This window comes from Paenibacillus sp. FSL M7-1046, assembly GCF_038007405.1.
GTDB lineage: Bacteria > Bacillota > Bacilli > Paenibacillales > Paenibacillaceae > Paenibacillus_AQ.
Genome location: NZ_JBBOXB010000001.1, coordinates 2,420,538 through 2,438,994 on the forward strand (window position 1 = coordinate 2,420,538; position 18,457 = coordinate 2,438,994).

13 protein-coding genes and 1 pseudogene are annotated in these 18,457 nt (G+C 49.0%); 8 read left to right on the forward strand and 6 right to left on the reverse strand.

The features are described from left to right. Nucleotides 1-163: 163 nt before the first annotated feature. The 7 genes and pseudogenes from NYE29_RS10550 to NYE29_RS34565 all read left to right on the forward strand — a co-directional run. Nucleotides 164-1,903 (forward strand): methyl-accepting chemotaxis protein, encoded by a 1,740-nt coding sequence (locus NYE29_RS10550; RefSeq protein ID WP_256718153.1) that lies wholly within the window; start codon nt 164-166, stop codon nt 1,901-1,903. Nucleotides 1,904-2,346: 443 nt separating this feature from the next. Beyond that, nucleotides 2,347-3,354 (forward strand): phosphotransferase, encoded by a 1,008-nt coding sequence (locus tag NYE29_RS10555; RefSeq protein ID WP_076111789.1) that lies wholly within the window; start codon nt 2,347-2,349, stop codon nt 3,352-3,354. 284 nt (nt 3,355-3,638) lie between these two features. Beyond that, nucleotides 3,639-4,505, forward strand: coding sequence for a hypothetical protein (locus tag NYE29_RS10560; protein ID WP_076111791.1), 867 nt, complete (start codon nt 3,639-3,641; stop codon nt 4,503-4,505). Between the two features lie 93 nt (nt 4,506-4,598). Then, the gene (locus NYE29_RS10565; protein WP_076111793.1) at nt 4,599-5,156 is read left to right on the forward strand and encodes a VanZ family protein; all 558 of its coding nucleotides are present in this window, start codon (nt 4,599-4,601) and stop codon (nt 5,154-5,156) included. Between the two features lie 38 nt (nt 5,157-5,194). Then, entirely contained in the window at nt 5,195-5,878 is a 684-nt protein-coding gene (locus NYE29_RS10570; protein WP_039832860.1) for a response regulator transcription factor, read from the forward strand. Continuing rightward, nucleotides 5,868-6,983: a sensor histidine kinase gene (locus tag NYE29_RS10575; protein WP_076111866.1), complete on the forward strand. Its 1,116-nt coding sequence runs from the start codon at nt 5,868-5,870 to the stop codon at nt 6,981-6,983. Before NYE29_RS10570 ends, NYE29_RS10575 begins: the two co-directional genes overlap by 11 nt. 394 nt (nt 6,984-7,377) lie before the next feature. Next, nucleotides 7,378-7,440 (forward strand): annotated as a pseudogene (locus tag NYE29_RS34565) (DUF7660 family protein); the annotation flags it as partial. 79 nt (nt 7,441-7,519) lie between these two features. On the opposite strand, the gene NYE29_RS10580 reads toward NYE29_RS34565, so the two are convergent. The 6 genes from NYE29_RS10580 to NYE29_RS10605 all read right to left on the reverse strand — a co-directional run bounded on the left by NYE29_RS10580 (nt 7,520) and on the right by NYE29_RS10605 (nt 17,385). Continuing rightward, nucleotides 7,520-10,153 (reverse strand): family 16 glycosylhydrolase, encoded by a 2,634-nt coding sequence (locus NYE29_RS10580; RefSeq protein ID WP_340895888.1) that lies wholly within the window; start codon nt 10,151-10,153, stop codon nt 7,520-7,522. Nucleotides 10,154-10,329: 176 nt separating this feature from the next. Continuing rightward, nucleotides 10,330-11,865: a response regulator gene (locus NYE29_RS10585; protein WP_340895889.1), complete on the reverse strand. Its 1,536-nt coding sequence runs from the start codon at nt 11,863-11,865 to the stop codon at nt 10,330-10,332. Nucleotides 11,866-11,868: 3 nt separating this feature from the next. Then, nucleotides 11,869-13,710 (reverse strand): sensor histidine kinase, encoded by a 1,842-nt coding sequence (locus NYE29_RS10590; RefSeq protein WP_340895891.1) that lies wholly within the window; start codon nt 13,708-13,710, stop codon nt 11,869-11,871. Nucleotides 13,711-13,845: 135 nt separating this feature from the next. Beyond that, nucleotides 13,846-15,513, reverse strand: a complete 1,668-nt coding sequence (locus NYE29_RS10595) for an extracellular solute-binding protein (protein WP_340895893.1) — start codon at nt 15,511-15,513, stop codon at nt 13,846-13,848. Between the two features lie 51 nt (nt 15,514-15,564). Beyond that, complete coding sequence (locus NYE29_RS10600) at nt 15,565-16,449, reverse strand: carbohydrate ABC transporter permease (RefSeq protein ID WP_076111812.1); 885 nt, start codon at nt 16,447-16,449, stop codon at nt 15,565-15,567. Nucleotides 16,450-16,464: 15 nt separating this feature from the next. Further along, nucleotides 16,465-17,385, reverse strand: a complete 921-nt coding sequence (locus tag NYE29_RS10605; RefSeq protein WP_076111814.1) for an ABC transporter permease — start codon at nt 17,383-17,385, stop codon at nt 16,465-16,467. 152 nt (nt 17,386-17,537) lie between these two features. Between NYE29_RS10605 and NYE29_RS10610 the strand changes: the two genes are divergently transcribed. Further along, nucleotides 17,538-18,281, forward strand: a complete 744-nt coding sequence (locus NYE29_RS10610; RefSeq protein ID WP_076111816.1) for a glycoside hydrolase family 16 protein — start codon at nt 17,538-17,540, stop codon at nt 18,279-18,281. The last annotated feature ends 176 nt before the right edge of the window (nt 18,282-18,457 follow it).

The window sequence follows — 18,457 nt, forward strand, 5'->3', positions numbered from 1 at the left end:
AATCATCGCTTTATTTGGTAAACTTACTCGTTCAAGGAGATCCAAAAGCAACAAACCTACCATGTGCGTGATTCTTGGTTTCTAACAATTTCACAATTTCTGCAAACGATGACAAATAGTACTTCATGTTACCTCGAGAGAGACTAGATGGGAGTGAGGCATAATGAGAGGGAAGAAGTTCATGATGACGATCAGGAACAAAGTAATTCTAACGGTCGTCGTTACTGTAATCACCAGCCTTGTGATCGGAGGCGCTGGGATTTACAATTTGAAGCGGGTGCAATCCTCGCTTGAGGAGAGCCTCAGTGTCAGAGCGGAAGTCATCGATATCATTCGTACAGCGGACGTCGACCTATATCAGATGCTGTTGGCAGAACGTTCGCTGTATAGTTATGAACCAGGGTCGGAACAATTTTTAGAGCAACTGGAGGATTATGGAAAACAGAAGGAGTCGGCGAAGAAGAGACTTAATAAGTATAAGTCAATCGGAACTATTTTTGATAATGAGGAAAAGTTGATTCAAGACCACGAAGCAGCGGTTGTAGCGTATGAATCGGTCTCCAAGAGAGTGATTGACGGATTATCGTCAAAGGATTCAACTGTCCGTGAAAGGGCGAATCTTCTTTCGTATCAGGAGGGCAGCGAAAAGTTTGACCAGATGGAAGACACGTTGGATGACATAGGCGATCTGTACTACGATGATAATCAAATCATGTTGGAAAGCACACAAAAACAATACAGCTTCCTGCGATTGATCACTATCCTCTTAACATTGGCAGGCTTGATCGCTTCATCGTTGCTTGGTTATTTGATCATCCGATCCATCCATCATCCGATCCGTTATTTGCGCGGACGTGTCCGAGAGATGGCGGAGGGCAATCTGGCCGTCGATATACGTACCTTCTCCCAGGATGAGCTTGGGGAATTAACCGCTGATTTTAATATAATGGCATCTCATATGAAAGAACTCATTTCGATAGTAAGCCAATCGATTGGCGATGTAAATACTTCCGCTCATGAACTTACCTCTATTGCGGAACAAACAACGGCAACCGGCGAGGAAATGACATTGGGCATTAATGAAATTGCATTTGGTGCTTCCGAGCAGGCGTCCTTGGCAGAGACAACGAGCCGTGAAGCGATGGCGCTATCGGACACGATTGAAAAGGTAAATGTAAGGAACAAAAAAATGACCAGCTTGTCTTCGGAGGCGGAAATCGTCTTAAGAGGCGGCATGGATAAAGTAAAGAAATTGCAGGATCACAATCTCCAAACGACAGAAGCAAACCAACTGGTCGTACAGCATATTGAAGGCCTGGCAGGACAGATGCTTACGATTTCCACAATCGTACAAACGATTAATGAAGTATCCGAGCAAACGAAGCTCCTCGCATTAAATGCGAGCATAGAAGCGGCGCGTGCCGGCGACTCCGGAAAAGGATTTGCAGTCGTCGCTACAGAGATTCGCAAGCTGTCGACCATGACTTATGACTCAACAGAGAGAATTAACACAACTATTGCACGCCTCAAGGAAGAAGTTTCTCAAACGTTGCAGGTCATGAATCAGACAGAGGTGGTTATCTCCGAACAATCTCTTATTGTTCAGGAGTCGGGAACGGTATTTGAATCGATTACGGATATGCTAAAGGAAATCATCTGCTCGATTCAAGAGATGGATGGGGATATAGGGCAGATGAATGTTAACAGGGAACAGGTGGTCTCATCCATTATCAAGATATCCGATGTAGCTCGAGATGCAGCGTCTGCCACAGAAGAGATCAGTTCGGCTTCTAACGATCAGAGTCAAGCGTATTCCCATCTGCATAGTGCAGCTGAACAATTGAAACAATCAAGCCAACAAGTGAGCGAAATGATCAGCAGGTTTCGAATTGTACAAAAATAATTAGTACTGAGAATAAGAAAAGGAGCTATCTGACTACGCTTTGGACAAAAATTAATAATATAACACTCATTGCGTTAGCAGCAATCACTTCTCGGGTTAGCCGGGTGATTGCTGCTATTTTTTCTGCACTTTTATTGCTAATCAAAGTCGTTGAAGTACAGAAGATTTTGTTATCTCAGGGGTTTATATAATAGAAGGAAGGCTCAATACAATGTTCTGCCTTATTTAGTTTGACTATTCCCAACCCCCATAATATTCTTACTATGAAGCATATAACAAGGCCAAAGCATGGCCGTGACCTGACCATTCAGAGGCGTATCCCCCCGGAAAGGGGAGAACCGCCTCTTTTTAACATTGTTTCATTAATAGTTTCAAAACTCTACTACGCTCTCTGCGCAGTTTCGCTGTTCGGGTGCGGAGGGATTTAGAAAGGTTGGATTCAAATGCTGTTGACGACTGAGGACCAATTAGTCAACGAAATCGCGGACTGGCTGAAAAAGCATTTTTCGGCTGAGTTGCTGTCCGCCGAGCGTGTTAAGCGTGGGCTATTGAACGAGAAGTGGATTGTCGAGACGAACAAGGGGTGGCTGTTCGCCAAAAGCTATCACCCTGAGCGGTTTAAGATGCATGATCCGGAATTTCGCGGCAAGATTGAAAATGCGCTGCAACTGCAACTTCTTTTTTACCAGTCGGGAGGACCGTGTCCTGAGCCGCTGACTTTGGATGGGCGCTGCATGCACATTCTGCCGTGCGGAAGGTACATGACCGTCATGACGTGTTGTCCGGGCGCTATGGTGCCTGCTGGCAAGATCGGTGAGCATAGGATGCACGCACTCGGACGGGCTGCCGCGGATATGCATACCGTCTGGGATTCCGCGATGGCATCAGGCCTCGGAGCAGCAGTGCCGCCAGAGGAACCTGTTTGGCGGTTGTCTCGCGAGGAGCTGGAGCGCACCTGGGAGGTAAGTTGGGAGGCGGCTCGTAACTCGTCTGAGCGCGTCCGGAACGCATTGCAATTACAGAAGGCGATTGTTGATTCCCTTGGAGATGATGACTTTAAGCCTCTGACTGCCGGCTGGGCTCACCTCGATCTGTGGGCAGACAATTTGCTTTTCGAAGGAGATGCTCTGGCAGCCATCGTTGATTTCGACCGGGCACGCTACTCGTTTCCGGCGCTGGACCTCGGGCGGGCTGTCCTTTCCGGCACGCTCAGCGAGCGCGGATTCCACAAGGATGCAGTGGTCGCTTTCACTGAAGGCTACCGTAGTGTGCGGCGGCTACCGCCGGGCTCGCTTTTGAGGGCAATCAAGTACGACTGGTGTATCGAATCGCTTTGGTGGATTCAGCCGTCGTTCGAATCGTCCAGCATGGTCCCTGTCCGTTTTGCCGAAGAAATGATCCACACTGCGGAGCGGTGGGAGCAACTCGACGCTCTTCTTGGGGACATCTAACTGGATGTACACTAACCTAATGCACGGATACGGTAGTTGAATAAAGCGATTTTCGAAGAAAGGGGACTGATCAACAGGTCGCCTTGTCCCAAAAGAAAAACATTATACTTCGTCGTTCGAATCGTCCAGCGTAGTTCTTGTCCGCTTTGCCGACGCTTTTCTGTGTGATCTCCCCTGAAAATTTACTAAATCTTTAAACGTTCTTTAAAGGAACTTAGAAACTGCTGTTTATACTAAGTACATTCACCAAGAACACAACCAAAAAAATATTGGAGGGATGTACAATGAACAACAATCAGGATGGTAATAAGACAACGAAGAATGCAAGGAAAAAGTGGGTAGTGGGTACAGCGATAGCAGCAATATCATTAATGGCGATGGGAACCTCAGCGTTAGCTTCAACAGATAAGGCTGTTTTCAAAGAGTTTTTCAATGGAAATACCGAAATTTCTAGGGAATCTGCGACTTTGATTAATCAGTCTAAAGTAACGGCAGGGATTAAAACAACGGTAGAAGAAAGCATTATTGGAGAAAATAGTGCGATGATCATCGTTTCTTTTGAGAACGAAGACGGCACGGTTTTCCCTCAAGATGCGGCCATTGCTACGCCTGAACTAAATTGGGCAAAGGATGCTAGTTACATGGTGGAGCAACGAGTGACAGAGGATGGTAAAAAGATCATCGCCATGTTTGATGTCGACACACCAAGTCCTTTGAAAGGAAAGAAAGTTACGATTAAGGCGGATGCAGTAGTGAATAATACAGGAGCTGTTATTGCTAAAGGTCCATTCCAAAATACATTTACAGCACAAGAGAGCAGTACATCGTACAATATCGGAATTGATCAGACCCTTTCACAGCAACAAGAAAAGCTGTCCATTCAAACCATTAATATTTCTACGATTGGGATTGGCATTGAAGGTAATCGTTTAGATGGGCAAACGGATCAATTACCGAAATATAACCCCAAAGTTAGCATATCGACGTCAGATGGCAAGGATACTGAACTTCATTTAGGCTCGGCAAGCACATTAGATCAAGGGTTTAAATGGAACTATAATTTAGACCGAGAGGGAAAAAAAGTCTTCTTAAATACAGCGAAGATCACAAGTATATCGATCGATGGTCATATCATTCCGGTTACTAAATAATGATGGATTGATAAAATGGGGCTGTTTCAATCAGTCCCATTTTTTCTTGTCAAAATTAATGAAAGACAGTCACCTAAATTAGGAGGAAATAACGTGGAACAATCCATTGTGTTTACGATTCAATCAACATATTTTCTGGTACCCTTATTCTTATTAGTTCTTCTGTATCTGATTGTAGGTGCTCCGTGGAAAGAAAGAAAACTAAATGTAGGCCAATATTTTATAGTAATAACGTTTAGTATTTACTTACTGTGTGTCATCCAGTTAGTGTTCTTCCCCATCGATGTGAATATTGGCAAATATGCTAATCTAACTCCTTGGTACAAAACGATTAATTTCATTCCAATATTAACGATCGACGTAAAAACCTTTGTATTAAATATCATAATGTTGATGCCTTTTGGTGTGTATCTGCCACTGCTCAATAGAAAGTTTGACTCCTTAAAAAACGTAGCTTATCACGGATTCTTTTTAAGTTTATTCATTGAGGTATTTCAGATGATGATTAGAATTATTTTTGGCAACGGCAGGAGCACAGATATTAATGATCTTATTGCCAATACTGTTGGAGCGATTTTGGGATATATAGTAATAAACGGACTATTAAAGAGAAGCAATGGGAATAATTTATTTAATAAGATAAGATTATGATAGGGGGACGTTGGACATGGTTTTGAAGGGGGGAATATATGACTACCGAAATACTTATTGTAGACGATGATAAAGAGATTGCCGAGTTAATTGGGGTGTATTTGCGCAATGAAAGCTATCAAATTTATACAGTGCAGGATGGACTTGAAGCACTTCAATTCATGGAGCGTCACTCTATTGACCTCGTGATATTAGATATTATGATGCCCAAAATGAATGGACTGGATGTTTGTAGAGAAATTCGAAAAGAGCATGAAATTCCAGTCTTGATGTTAAGTGCAAAAGCAGAAGACATGGATAAAATTGTTGGTTTGATGACAGGTGCTGATGATTATATGATTAAGCCTTTTAATCCATTGGAATTAACAGCGAGAGTAAAGGCATTACTACGCAGAGCTAATTATCAACCAACGGTTAAAGATCCAGATAGCATCTATATTCACTCCTTGAAAATTGATAAACAAAGCCATGCTGTTCATGCTCAGGGACAAGAAATAAGGTTGACAGCTATTGAATTTGATATTTTATATTTGTTAGCCAAAAATCGCGGAAGAGTGTTCGGCTCAGAAGAGATTTTTGAAAAGGTATGGAATGAAATAGGATCAGGATCTAATAAGACCGTTATGGTTCATATTAGTAACCTAAGAGACAAAATTGCTGCTGCAACAGGAGAGACGATTATTCAAACGGTTTGGGGAGTTGGTTATAAAATTGAAAAATAATACGTTTTTCATTATAAAAACAATCCCAGTTTGGAAAGCAATTCTCTATGCTCTGCTATCGCTAATAGCATCAACGATAACGGTAGCTATGCTACTTCCTTCGATTTATTATTATGAGCAGCAGTATAGTGCGTTAGATTTCATAGCGAGTATCCTTTTTTCTCTAATGGGAAAGAGTATACTTGTACTTTTGTTTGTCTTGATTCTCTGTTTCTATCTGTTCTTGTTCTATCGAATGGAAAAGAAGCGCTATATTTCAACTGAATTTAATCGTATGATACGTGAAGTTGAGCTTATTGCTAACGGTTACTTTGATTATAGAATAGAAGAGAGAGCGGAAGCTGGTTTAGATGAACTTGCTGCCCACATTAATAATGTCGTAATTCAAGCCCAGAAGGCCATTGAGGAAGAGCGAAGATCAGAACAGATTAAAAATGATTTGGTGACGAATGTTGCCCATGACCTTAGATCACCTCTAACCTCTATCATCGGATACTTGAATCTTATAAATGAAGATGAATATAGGGACGAAGTGGAGCTTCGAGGTTATATACAGATTGTGTATGCAAAGGTCGAACGCTTACATCATTTAATAAATGATTTGTTTGAATATACCTATGTTCAAAACAAAGAAACCCTTATAAGCGATCAATTTATTAATATTGAAGAAATGATTAATCAATTAGTTGTACAACACAGGATTCAGATGCAAGAAGCGGGCATGCAGATGAGGACATTCATAACGACTGATAGTCCTGTCATAGTAGGAGATGGCAATAAAATTGCCAGGGTGTTTGAAAACCTTATTCAAAACGCTATGAGATATGGAAAAGAAGGAAAATACATTGATCTTATAGTAAGTGACTCGAGGCAAACCGTTGAAGTTGAAGTGAAAAATTATGGAAAAGCAATACCAAGTGTGGATCTCCCCTATATTTTTGAGAGATTTTATAGAGTAGAAAAGTCACGTTCTGAATACACGGGTGGATCAGGCCTAGGACTTGCTATTGCTAAAAGTATCGTTAAATTACATGGCGGGGAAATTGAGGCAAAAAGTTCGATGGGGAAAACCTCCTTTGTCGTTACATTATTAAAAAAACCATAAAATAATAGCGCTTTACGTACAAGGGCATGATGGTTGGATTGTGATAATAGATGGGTAAAAGTGAACCGTCGGCCCACTGGGGAGGGAACCCGAAATCGGATTTACCAGGAAGCTGAAAAAATGCTAAAACGCTACTGACATCACGTTGTCAGTAGCGTTTTTGAATATTAGGAGTATGCAATATCGCAGTGCTTTGGAGATAGGGCGACCTTTCTCAGAAACATATCATAAAGGTGGAATGTATTCATGAGCAATGTCAATTGGGAAGTAGATCCGGATCCCAGCTCCGTCGAGTTTTCGGTGACGCATTTAATGATTACTTTATATCGAGGCAATTAGAATAGAGCTATCTTGAAGCGATGGAAGCATGGCTTACTGATTATAGCACCCCCCCCCATCACAACCAACTTGGAAGATATTTGCTGATATTTTATACGCTTCAAAGATATATGAGTAGGTAAAAACAACCAAGCGATGCCCCAGGGGCATCGCTTGGTTGTTTCATTCCGCTTAATCAGCTCATTTCGCCTAAATCCCTACTCCGGAACCCCCTGTGTCAATCCATGCACATACGTCTGCCAAGGTGTGTCGAGCGCTCCTTGACCCGGGTTGTAGGTGAAGGAGTATTCCACTGTATCCCCTTGCTGCAGGTTGAGGAGCGGGTAGGTGAAGTTGCCGTTCCCTGTAGAGGACATGGCGACGTTGATCTGGCCGCCGCCATTGATCTTGTAGTGCAGGTCGGCGAAGGTCGCGCCGTTAACGTAGAATTGCAGGTTGTTGGCGGTCTTCTTCAGGCCGCGCACGCTGTCGCCTATGACGACGGTGCCGGGTGACGGCGTGACGACAGTGATAGTGCTGGCGGCCGTTTTGCTGCCGTCAGCAGTTGTTGCTGTTACGGTGACAACGCCCGGCGCGAGGCCGGCTACGCTGCCGGTTGCGTTGACGGAGGCGATGCCGGGATTGGAGACCGACCAGTTGACCCCTTTGTTGGTAGCGTTCGAAGGCGCTACGCCCGCAGTTAACTGGACGCTCTTGCCTACCTCTACTTGGAAAGAGGACGGTATGACGGTGACGCCGCTAACTGGAACGTTGCCCGGATTGCCGGGATTTTCGCCGCCTGTGCCTTCTTTGTACACCCGCACATAGTCCACCTGCATTGTGGCCGGGATACTGGATGGGTCCGGTATGCGGCCCCCGTCGAAATGGCCGCCGACTGCCAGGTTCATGATGAGGTAGAACGGCTGATCGAACGGCGCGTCTGGATTGTTCGGTGCGGCGACAGAATACCATTGCTCACGGCTTACTTTGAAGAAGAATTTGCCGTCTACATACCATTTGATGTTGTCATCTTCCCACACCATAGAATAGACGTGGTAATCGTTCGCGAACGTCTGCCCTTGCGGGAAGTGATACTCACCGGCGATATAGCGGTTCACCGGCCATTGGCCGCCGAAGTGGATAGCCCCGCTGGTGGTGCCGGGCAGCCGCCCTTTGGCTTCCATGATGTCGATTTCGCCGGATGCAGCCCAGGCTCCGTATACGGAATTCTCTGGAAGCATCCAGAGCGCCGGCCATATGCCGTCGCCGGTAGGCAGCTTGGCGCGGATGTCCACCCGGCCGTACTCAAGGGACATATGAGCCTTGGTGTTGATTTTACCGGAGGAATACTCCGCGTACCGGTTCGGGTCCTGCGGGAACGAACGGTGATCGTTCAAAGCCCGGATGTTCAGCTGTCCGCCAGTCACGAATACGTTCTGTGTGCTGTTCGTGTAGTGCTGCATTTCTGCATTGCCCCAGCCCCAGCTGTTAGCATCATCGCTGATGTAATAGCCTGTTTCATAATTCCATTTGCTTGTATCGAGTGAGGTGCCGCTGAATTCATCCTGCCAGATGAGGTTCATGCCGGCGATCGCCGGATCACTTGGCGTCCCGATGGCAATGTCTTCATGGTCGGTTTCATCGGGACGCGGTGCATTGGGGTTGCCAATAAAGTTGTAATACACATAGTTGCTGCCGACGTTTCCGCCGGACTGCCCGTTTAACGGGTAGCCGATACGGATTTCCATGTTCTCCTGAATCGGCTGGAACCACAGGCCGTAGACATAGTCTGCCCAGTATCCCCACTGGTTGGCGGCGGACATGTTATTGTATCCATTACCCGAGTAGACGAATCCGCTCTGGCCGGAGCTGCTGAGATCGACCCATTGCCCGCCTATTTTAATCTGATACACGAAGTTGCCTAGTTCGCTGCCAATCGGTGCGCCTTCGTCAATCTTAGGTAACGGGAAGCCGATGGCGCCGCTCTTGTCCGCTGTGTAGGTGGTACCGTCGTAAGCGGAGAGGACGAACGAGTTGCGGACAGGCTGATTGAAGGTAATGGTGTAGATGAGGCTGGCGGAAGAGGTCTTCGACTCCAGCTTGACGTTGATTGATTCTGTTACCTTAAACCAGTAACCGCCGCCCCCTTCAGTAAATTGGCCGAAATTGCTGTCATAGATCCAGCCGCTGGCCGCATTGTTGTCGATGTTAATCCACTGGCTGCTGCTAACGGGCTTGACGGACAGCTTCAGATCGTGAGCTACCGCATCATAGATGAGGCCCGGATTGTTGTTGAAGACGGGATACGTAAAACCTGCGCTGCCGGTGAAGCCCGCCGTAAGTGCTGGCCCTTGCGTCGGCGTCATCGACGTGATGGTTGCGGTGTTAACGTTCTGGAACACAAGCGTGTAATCCAGTGTAACTCCGCTATTGGCTTTGGAGTATAGCTGAATCTCTGTGGTGGCCGTTAGCGTAAACCAGTAGCCATTCGCGCCGCCGTCGCTCCAGTGTCCCCAGTTCTGGTTATAGACATAACCGCCTGCGCTGTCGATGTCTACCCAATTGCCACTTTTCTTCACCTTAACGCCCACATCGCCGGAAACGTCGCTCCAGCTGGCGGCGCCTCCATTGAAGACCGGCATAACAAACCCAAAGCTGGCTTGCCCCACTCCGGATTTGGAGATGACCGGCCCGTCTGCCGCCGAGAAATAAGCCATGGACGTTACAGTACTGCCTGCCGCCTGAACCCTGGAAGCTGGTAACAAGCCAATGCCCGACAGCATCACCAGCGCGAGGAACAGGCTCCATGCTTTGCGTGTAAACCTAATCTCAGCCTTGAACATTCGTTTCATACTTGCCCTCCTTTAGAATCGTTTGGCACAAAAGAAAACGCTTACAGATTATTACATCTATATTCTAACCAATGGAATAATTGGGTTAAAGGTACAGGATTTTATATGAAGGCCCATTATTTTGGCTTTAGGCAGGATGAACCCAAAAAATCCCCCATAAAGGGGGATCGTCACACTTATTTCCGCCGGATCATCAGTCTGTATTCCGTGGGCTGCATGCCCATGACTTCGCGGAAGGCCCGGGTGAAGCTTTTGTAGCTTTCATACCCGACCAGCGGCGTGATCTCGACGATTTTATATTCCGTCTCGGCCAGCAGCCGCCGGGCTTTATCCAGACGCACATCACGCAAGTATTCGGCGAACCCTTTACCGACATTCTTTTTGAACAGGTTGGAGAAATAAGCGTAGTTCAGCGATACATGATTGGAAACCATGGCGAGATCAAGCGGCTTGTGGTAATTTTCGTGGATGAAGCGGATCGCTTCGTTCAGGTCCTGCGAGTTACGGTAGCTGCACTTAAACTCGTAATAGAAATGGTTGAGACGCAGCATCTGATGCTGCAGCGCCTGAATATAATCACGGATACCCGGATAGTCATACAGGTTACGCAGCGATTCAATATCGAGCGCATCCTCCCCCATGTAAGGCCGTATCACCCACTCGTACTCCTCCAGCATCTGCACCACAGCCCGGCATAACCGATCGGTATATTGAATGTGATAACGCTGCAGCACATCTTTGTGAAAAAGCATCGAGATGCCCTCGGCGATTTTGCCGTCGTTGTTAGCCCCGATGAAACGGAACAAAGCGTACAGCTCCTCATGGGGAAGCTGCCACTGCTGCATAAGCCCCGCGATGTTCTCCGGCAGCATGCAGCGCAGCTCGGGGAATAAATAGCTGTGCCGGTATAACTCCTGGACCTCGGTGTAGGCGCAGGGAAGCGCCTTTAACCCTTGCTGCGGCCCGGTCATGACGGCTGTAGCGCCAATCTGTGCGGTCTTGAGAGCGGCGGGCAGCTTGTCGGTAGGAACAGAGGCATCAACGGCTAATATCAGGTGCGGCCGGTGCTGAAGGCAGATGCAGCCCTCACTGCCATACACGCGGTAGGCGATGGATTCCATGCTGTGGGCGCTGCTGGCACCCGGCTGGTTAATCCGCCGCTCCTCGCGCAGCAGGCAGAGCCGGTAGCTGCGCCATAGCTCCGCATTCTGCTGCTCCGTCTCGCCCACCCACACCTCATCGCTTACCGAGCCCTGCATGTATAGGCTGAGTTCCTTGCGGTCCGTCTCCCGGGCGAGCCGGGATAGCTGCTCCATGTTGCGCGAAAGCGCCTGCCGGGTCCGGATTTCCTGCCACACATGCTCAACCGAGGCTTGCAGATCCTCACGGTTCACCGGCTTGAGCAAATAGCCCTTCGCCCCCAGTTCGATCGCCTTCTGGGCATAAGCGAAATCGCCGTATCCGCTAATGATCAGGTAATCAGCTGTGATGTGCTCTTCCCGTGCGTGCGCCATCAGCGTCAGTCCGTCCATATCGGGCATGCGGATATCGGTAATGACGAGCTGGATGCTGTTCTGACGAAGCAGCTGCAGCGCCTCAATGCCATTCCCCGCGCAGTAAATGTTGTCCGGCTGGAGCGGGAATTGGCGCACCATAGCCTGCAGACCGTCGCGGATATGCTTCTGATCGTCCACAATCAGCAGATTAATCAACTTTTACCATCCCCCCAGATTGACTTGTTCCCAAGGCAACCGTATCGTGACGCATGTATAGACGCCCGGTATGCTATCAATTGAAAGGCCGCTGCCCTTGCCGTAGTGCAGCTGCAGCCGTTTGTGCACATTCTCTAATCCGAGGCCGTTTTGGCTGGCGACAATCGGGTTATCCGACTCATCCTCCAGCGCCTCTTGCAGATTGCTGAGCGTCTGAGAATTGATGCCGGCTCCGTTGTCGCGGATTTCGATCAGAAGCATGAGGTTGTTCTCCACGGTTACGTTAATTTCGATGATGACGCTGCCCCCCGGGAGCGCTGCATGCTGCACGGCGTTCTCCACAATGGGCTGCATGCACATTTTCGGAATGGGGTAGCGCAGCACCTCAGGCGGAAGGTCCGCCCGCAGCTCGAAGCTGCTGCCTTCCATAAAGTTAATGAAGCGGATATAGCTCTGAATATTGGCTAGCTCATCCCCGAGACTGACGGTATCGCCCCGCCACTGCATGCTGTAACGCAGCAGCGACCCTAGTGACACCAAAGCTCCGGCGATGGCCGGCTGCCGCTCCACTTCCGCATGCATCCGGATCGACTCTAGTGCGTTGTACAGGAAGTGGGAATTAATCTGCGAATGGAGCGAATGGAGCTGTGCGTTTTTGGCGATCAGCTGCTTATCAACGACCTGGTTCATCAGGCGCTGAATTTCATCAAGCATGTTGTTGTAGCTGACGGCGACATAGTCGATTTCATCACCGGGTTCATTGTCGCCAAGACCTGTATGGATCTTGGCATCAAGCTGGCCTCTGCGCACCTTGCGCATGGAAGCCAGTACCATCTCCAGACGGCGGAAAATACGCCGGGTCATATATGAAACTAACAGCAGCATCATCAGCAGCACGCAGGATGTAATGGCCACGACGAGCAGGTACCAGCTTCGCGGCCCCTTCATCAGATCATGGCGGGAAGCGATATCAATGACATAGGCATCCAGCGGCGCGATGTAACGGTATAGCGCATAATAGGTTTGATCACCGGCCCGGACCTCGACGGGGTTGTTATGCTGCAGTACGTCGAGCTGCCCGTGAACGCGGGTAAGGATCTCATCCAGCTGCTCGCCTGCGTCCAGGGCAAAAGCATGCGAGGTATTATAAACATGGCGTGAAGGAGCGGTTCCATCCATGACAACAGAGAAGAAATTGTCCCCTGTCTCCTCCTCCAAAAGATTGCTGAAAAAGACGCTGTGCCGGGTCCGGATTTCCATAATGGTAGGCCGCTTGTACTGTTGTCCCTGAAGGCGCACCAATCTGTAGTAGGATAACGTATGCTCTCCGTCCTGAAGGGAGAACAAGCGGTAAGCAGCTCCGTTCTCTTCACGCAGTGACCTCCAATAGTCCTGCGGCCAGAAGCGGTCATAATGATAGATTTCCGGCCAGATCTCGTACAGATTCGGGTTGTCAACATAGAAGCTTAGCTCGCTAACCATGTCGTAGCTTTGAATAATATTATGCATTTGCTCGTATTGATTCTGCCTGAACTTGACGAGCCGCAGACCGTCGGCCCGCATATCGGAATGAATGAAGTCCACAAATGCTTTCTGCGTCAGAGCTGTTGAGGAAGCGTTCTCAAGCATATCCATGCGGCTGCGCAGCTGTTCCTCCAGGCGCGAGACGTGGCTGCTGCCGGTGGCCATGGCGTCTTTGTAGAGCTGGGTTTCCTGCGCACGGATAAACAGGAAGGATACCACAATGGCAGGAATGGCAATCATCAGGCTGAAAGCCAGAAATAATTTTTGCGATATACGGGAATTGCGGTAAAGCTTCCTTATTTTCATCCATACAGCCTTCATTCCCATACCTCCCTACATTTGTAATATACCATGTATTACAAACCTTCAGGCAGGTAAACAGGAGAATGAGCGAACTTACTGAAACTTCTGAGTAAGCAGGCAAGACCGGCTGCCCTCAGGCAGCCGGCAGTACTGTTAATCGGCCATTTTCGCTTTCCGCACATCCAGCTCGGCCTGGCGGAACTCCATTACCTGCTGAAAGCCGTAACTGTCACGGCGCTCAAGGAAGCTTGCGAAGATTTTGTCAAACGCAGCCTCATCCTTGGCTGTAATCAGCTCCGGCAGCACTTCCTCCCAGTTCTGTGAAATCCGTGACCAAGCTACTGCAACCTCGGAATCGCCCAGCGGGTCCAGCCCCTTGTAAATGCCGCTGTCAATATCGGCCTGAGCGTTGGCGAAGTCCTCCATCTGCTTGATCACAGGTGCTTTCTCCGGTCTCCACTGGTTAACGATAACCGGGTTACGCATCATCCAGTACGTATCGAGCACGCCATACTGCTTCTCCAGCGTCTCAATATCGCTCTCAATCAGGTTCAGCATGTCAGCCTTGAGCTGAGGCTTGCCGTCCACCGTCTCCCATGTTTCGCCTTCTTTGCCGAGGAACAGATCGTGCTGCCCTTCTTCGCTGGAGAGATAGGTCAGGAAGCGGATGGCCCGTTCCGGATTTTTGGTCGACTTGCTGATCATCGTCACCATCCAGCCGTCCATATTGCCGGGGAACAGCTTGGCGCTGTCGCCGCTGCTGTTCTGCGGTCCATCCACAGCGATATAATACGAATCGGGGTTGGTGCCGGCAGCCAGCATCGGATTCACGGCCGTCATACCGGACCATTCACGGATCATCATGAAATAGCGCGCGTTATTCGTTTTCTCCTCCACCTGCGTATCGGAATCCACCAGGAAGTCTACGTTGATCAGCCCGCGCTCGTAAGCGGTGCGGAATGTTTTCAGCCAGGCAATATATTCGGGATCGGTTACGCGGTCATATACTTTTCCGTCCTTCTCGTGCGGTATGGCCAACAGATTATGCAGATATTCAGTCATGCCGTATGGCACATTGCCTTGGGCGAAGAAGGGGCTCATCGGCTGGCCCTTATATTTCGAATATTTATCCTTGAACAGTTGCAGCGCGTTCAGAAAGCCCTCCGGGGTGCTGAGGTCTGGACTGCCCATTTCTTCATACAGATCCTTCCGTACAAGGAACGTCTGGTTGGCCGCCGTCATACCCGTTTCATGCATCAGGTTCGGGCTGTAGGAGTCGTTCGGAATGCCATAGGTGTTGCCGTTTTCCTGCCGGTACCATTTCAGGGTCCCGTCACCCGCCACCTTGTAGAAGTAAGGGTCATACTGGTCAGCCAGTTCGTTTAAGGCATAGACATGGTCGCCTTCCCACAGTTTTTTGACAGCAGTTTCCCATGATCCCATGGAGATAAGGTCCGGCAGCTGGCCGGAGGTCATCATTAAGGTGATATGCTCGTTCGCTTCGCCGGAAGGGACTTCGAGCTTAACATTGACGCCTGTTTTCTCTGTAATGTACTTGGAGGTCAAGCTTTCGCCCCAGGAGTGGGCGTACCAGTTGGCACCGACGAACCAGGTTAAATCGATTGGACTCGTATCCAGTTTCCATGCGGGCTCATCGGGATTCAGCGTTGCTTCGTTCTGCGGCGCTTGTGTAGAGTCTGCGGGCTGTGCGGTCGGGGCGCTTTCATTATTGCCGGAATTGCCGCTGCACGCGGCCAGAGCCAGCGACAGCATCAAGGCCAGCATGATAGTCAGACTTCTTTTAACGGGTTTACGCTTCATAAGAAGATCATCCTTTCGGTTTTTTGTAAGTTACTGATTAGGGAATCCGGTTCACCCCTTAATAGCGCCGATCATAACCCCTTTGACCAGATAACGCTGAATGAAGGGATAGAACACCAGAATTGGCAGGGTAGCCACCATCATGGAGGCGAACTTTATGGAGTTGCCGGGCAGTCTTGCCCCGAACTGGGCCATCGCCTGCTGCTGCATGAAGGACATGGAGTTTTCGGCAATGATTTTGTACAAAATGGTCTGCAAAGGCAGAATCTCCTGCGAGCGGATATAGATAACGCCCTGATAATAATCGTTCCAGTGATAGACTGCCGAGAACAGCGAGATGGTAGCGATCACAGCCATGCTGTTAGGCAGTACAATCCGGAACAGCACGCCGTAATCTGATGCCCCGTCTACCTTGGCCGATTCCTCGAGACTGTCTGGAATGGTGCGGAAAAAGCTCATGAAGATGACCATATTAAAAAAGCTGTACATGCCGGGAATGACGAATACCCAGAAGTTGTCGTACAGGCCCAGCTTCGTCATCAGGATAAACGTTGGAATGAGTCCGCCTGAAAAGAGCATGGTAATCAGGGCGATTTTCATATACAGCTTGCGGCCGATCAGCGTCGTCTTGCTCATGCCGTAAGCTATTATGGCGGTAAAAAAGACATGTGCAGCCGACCCGATTACGGTGCGCAGGGTTGTAATTACGAACCCGTTCATCATTGTCTTGTCGTTAAATACGACGCTGTAGCTGGCCAGCGAGAACTGCTCCGGGAACCAGTTGACGGTGCCCAGCAACGCCTGCTCCGGCGCATTAAGCGAGTTAATAAGCACGAACCACATGGGGTACAGCGTCAGAAAGCATACCCCTAGCATCAGGAGGGTGTTGCAGACTTCAAATACTCCGATGCTCCTTAGTCCTGAGCGTCTTTTCACCGGTTGGCCCCCTTTCTAGAAAATGCCGTCGCCAGTCAATTTTTTGGATGTCTGATTCGCCATAAACAGCAGCCCCAGCGCCACGATGGAACGGGCAAATAAAACGGCTGTTGAGAAAGAATGGCGTCCCGACACAAGTCCCATGTTATAGATATAGAGATCGAGACTCTCGGCCATCTTCATGTTCATATTGTTTTTTAACATAAAGATCTGCTCAAAGTTACTGCCGAGAATGCCGCTGACGGCGAGGATGAACAGAATAGCGATGGTCGGACGGATGCTCTGCACGGTAATGTGCCACATGCGCTGCCAGCGGCCCGCTCCGTCAAGCTCTGCGGCCTCGTACAGACCAGGGTCGATGCCGGATATAGCCGCGATGTAGATGATGGCGCTCCAGCCTGTTTCCTTCAGCGTATCGGTAAAAAAGGTAATCCACCAGAAATATTTCGGGTCACTGTTAAAGAGAATTTCGCGGTTCTGCAGTCCGAGTGTGATCATCAGCTGGTTGACCACACCACCTTCGCCCAGCCAGTTGAGCGCGATGCCGCCGAAGATCGTCCAGGCGATAAAGTGCGGCAGGTACGAAATGGTCTGCACAGTGCGCTTGAAGCGCAGGCTGCGGATTTCGCCCAGCAGCAGAGCAAACAAAATCGGAATCGGAAACCCCAGCACAAGCTTGATGCTGCTCATCCCCAGCGTATTACGGATCGAACGCCAGAACCGGTCGTCCGTCACAAAATCCTGAAAGTGCTTCAGTCCGACAAACGGCGACTCTAGCATAGGCTTCGCGATACTATAGTCCATAAAGCCGATAATGAGCCACAGCATCGGAAAATAACAAAAGATCAACATCCAGATGATTCCCGGAATGACCATGCTTTGCATCTGCCACTGTCTAAAAAACGCTTTCATTTGTTTCGTTTGAAATTGAAACATGTCTCGTGTCCCCCCCTTCCTTTTCATCGTAAGAAAAAAGACCCAGGAAAAAAAGGGCATGATTTTTGACCCTATCCCATTTTTTTGGATTCATTCGGGCCGGGCACTGAAATGCATTATGCTGTGGTTAAATGGAAAGGAGAGTGTCTTGGATGAGTAAGCTGATATGGGAGCAGGATTTTGTGAACGGCGGAGGTGATTTGAGTCTCTGGAACATCCGTATAGGCAACGATCTGCTTGATAATAACGATAATCCCATCTATGCCGGTTGGGGGAACGGCGAGCAGCAGTTCTATACGGATCACCCGAACAATCTCTATTTCGATGAGTACGGCTTAAACCTGCGCGCGTGTCTTGAAACAGTTGAGAAGGATGGAAGGAGCTTTGCGTATACATCGGCCCGTTTAGATACAAGGAATCACTTCTCTTTCTGCTACGGTAAGCTTGTCATACGCGCCAAGCTGCCGGTAGGGCAGGGTCTATGGCCTGCCATCTGGCTGCTGCCGCAGGATCTGGCATACGGGCCTTGGCCAGCCTCCGGAGAGCTCGACATTCTAGAGGCCAAGGGCCGCCTTCCCCGGCAGATCGCCGGCACGCTGCACTACGGAAAGGACCTTGACAGCAAAGTGGTTGAGGAATTCACCCACGAGCTTGAAGACGGAATCATCAATGAGTTCCGCGATTATACGCTGGAATGGGATGCGGGTTCTATTCGCTGGCTGGTAGACGGGTATTGCTTCGCGCAGCGCCAGCTGGAGCCGGGCATCATGCCGTTCGACCAGCCCTTCTATCTGCTGCTTAACCTGGCCGTGGGCGGATGGTATGACAACGTGGAGGTGGACGAGGCAGCGCTGCCCGGGTTAATGACGGTGGCGGGGGTTTGGCTGTATGTGTAGGGGGATTTTGGAACTGGAGGAGCGATAGCGTCCGCCTGAAAGCTTTCCGCAGGAAAGCTCACTTCGGCAGCATGGGCAAGGTTTGGATTTCTACCGCGATTCGCGGTTAAATTCAGGAAATCCAAACCTAACAGCGGCTGGAAGTCCAAACATTCTCTCTAGTCACGGCCAATCCC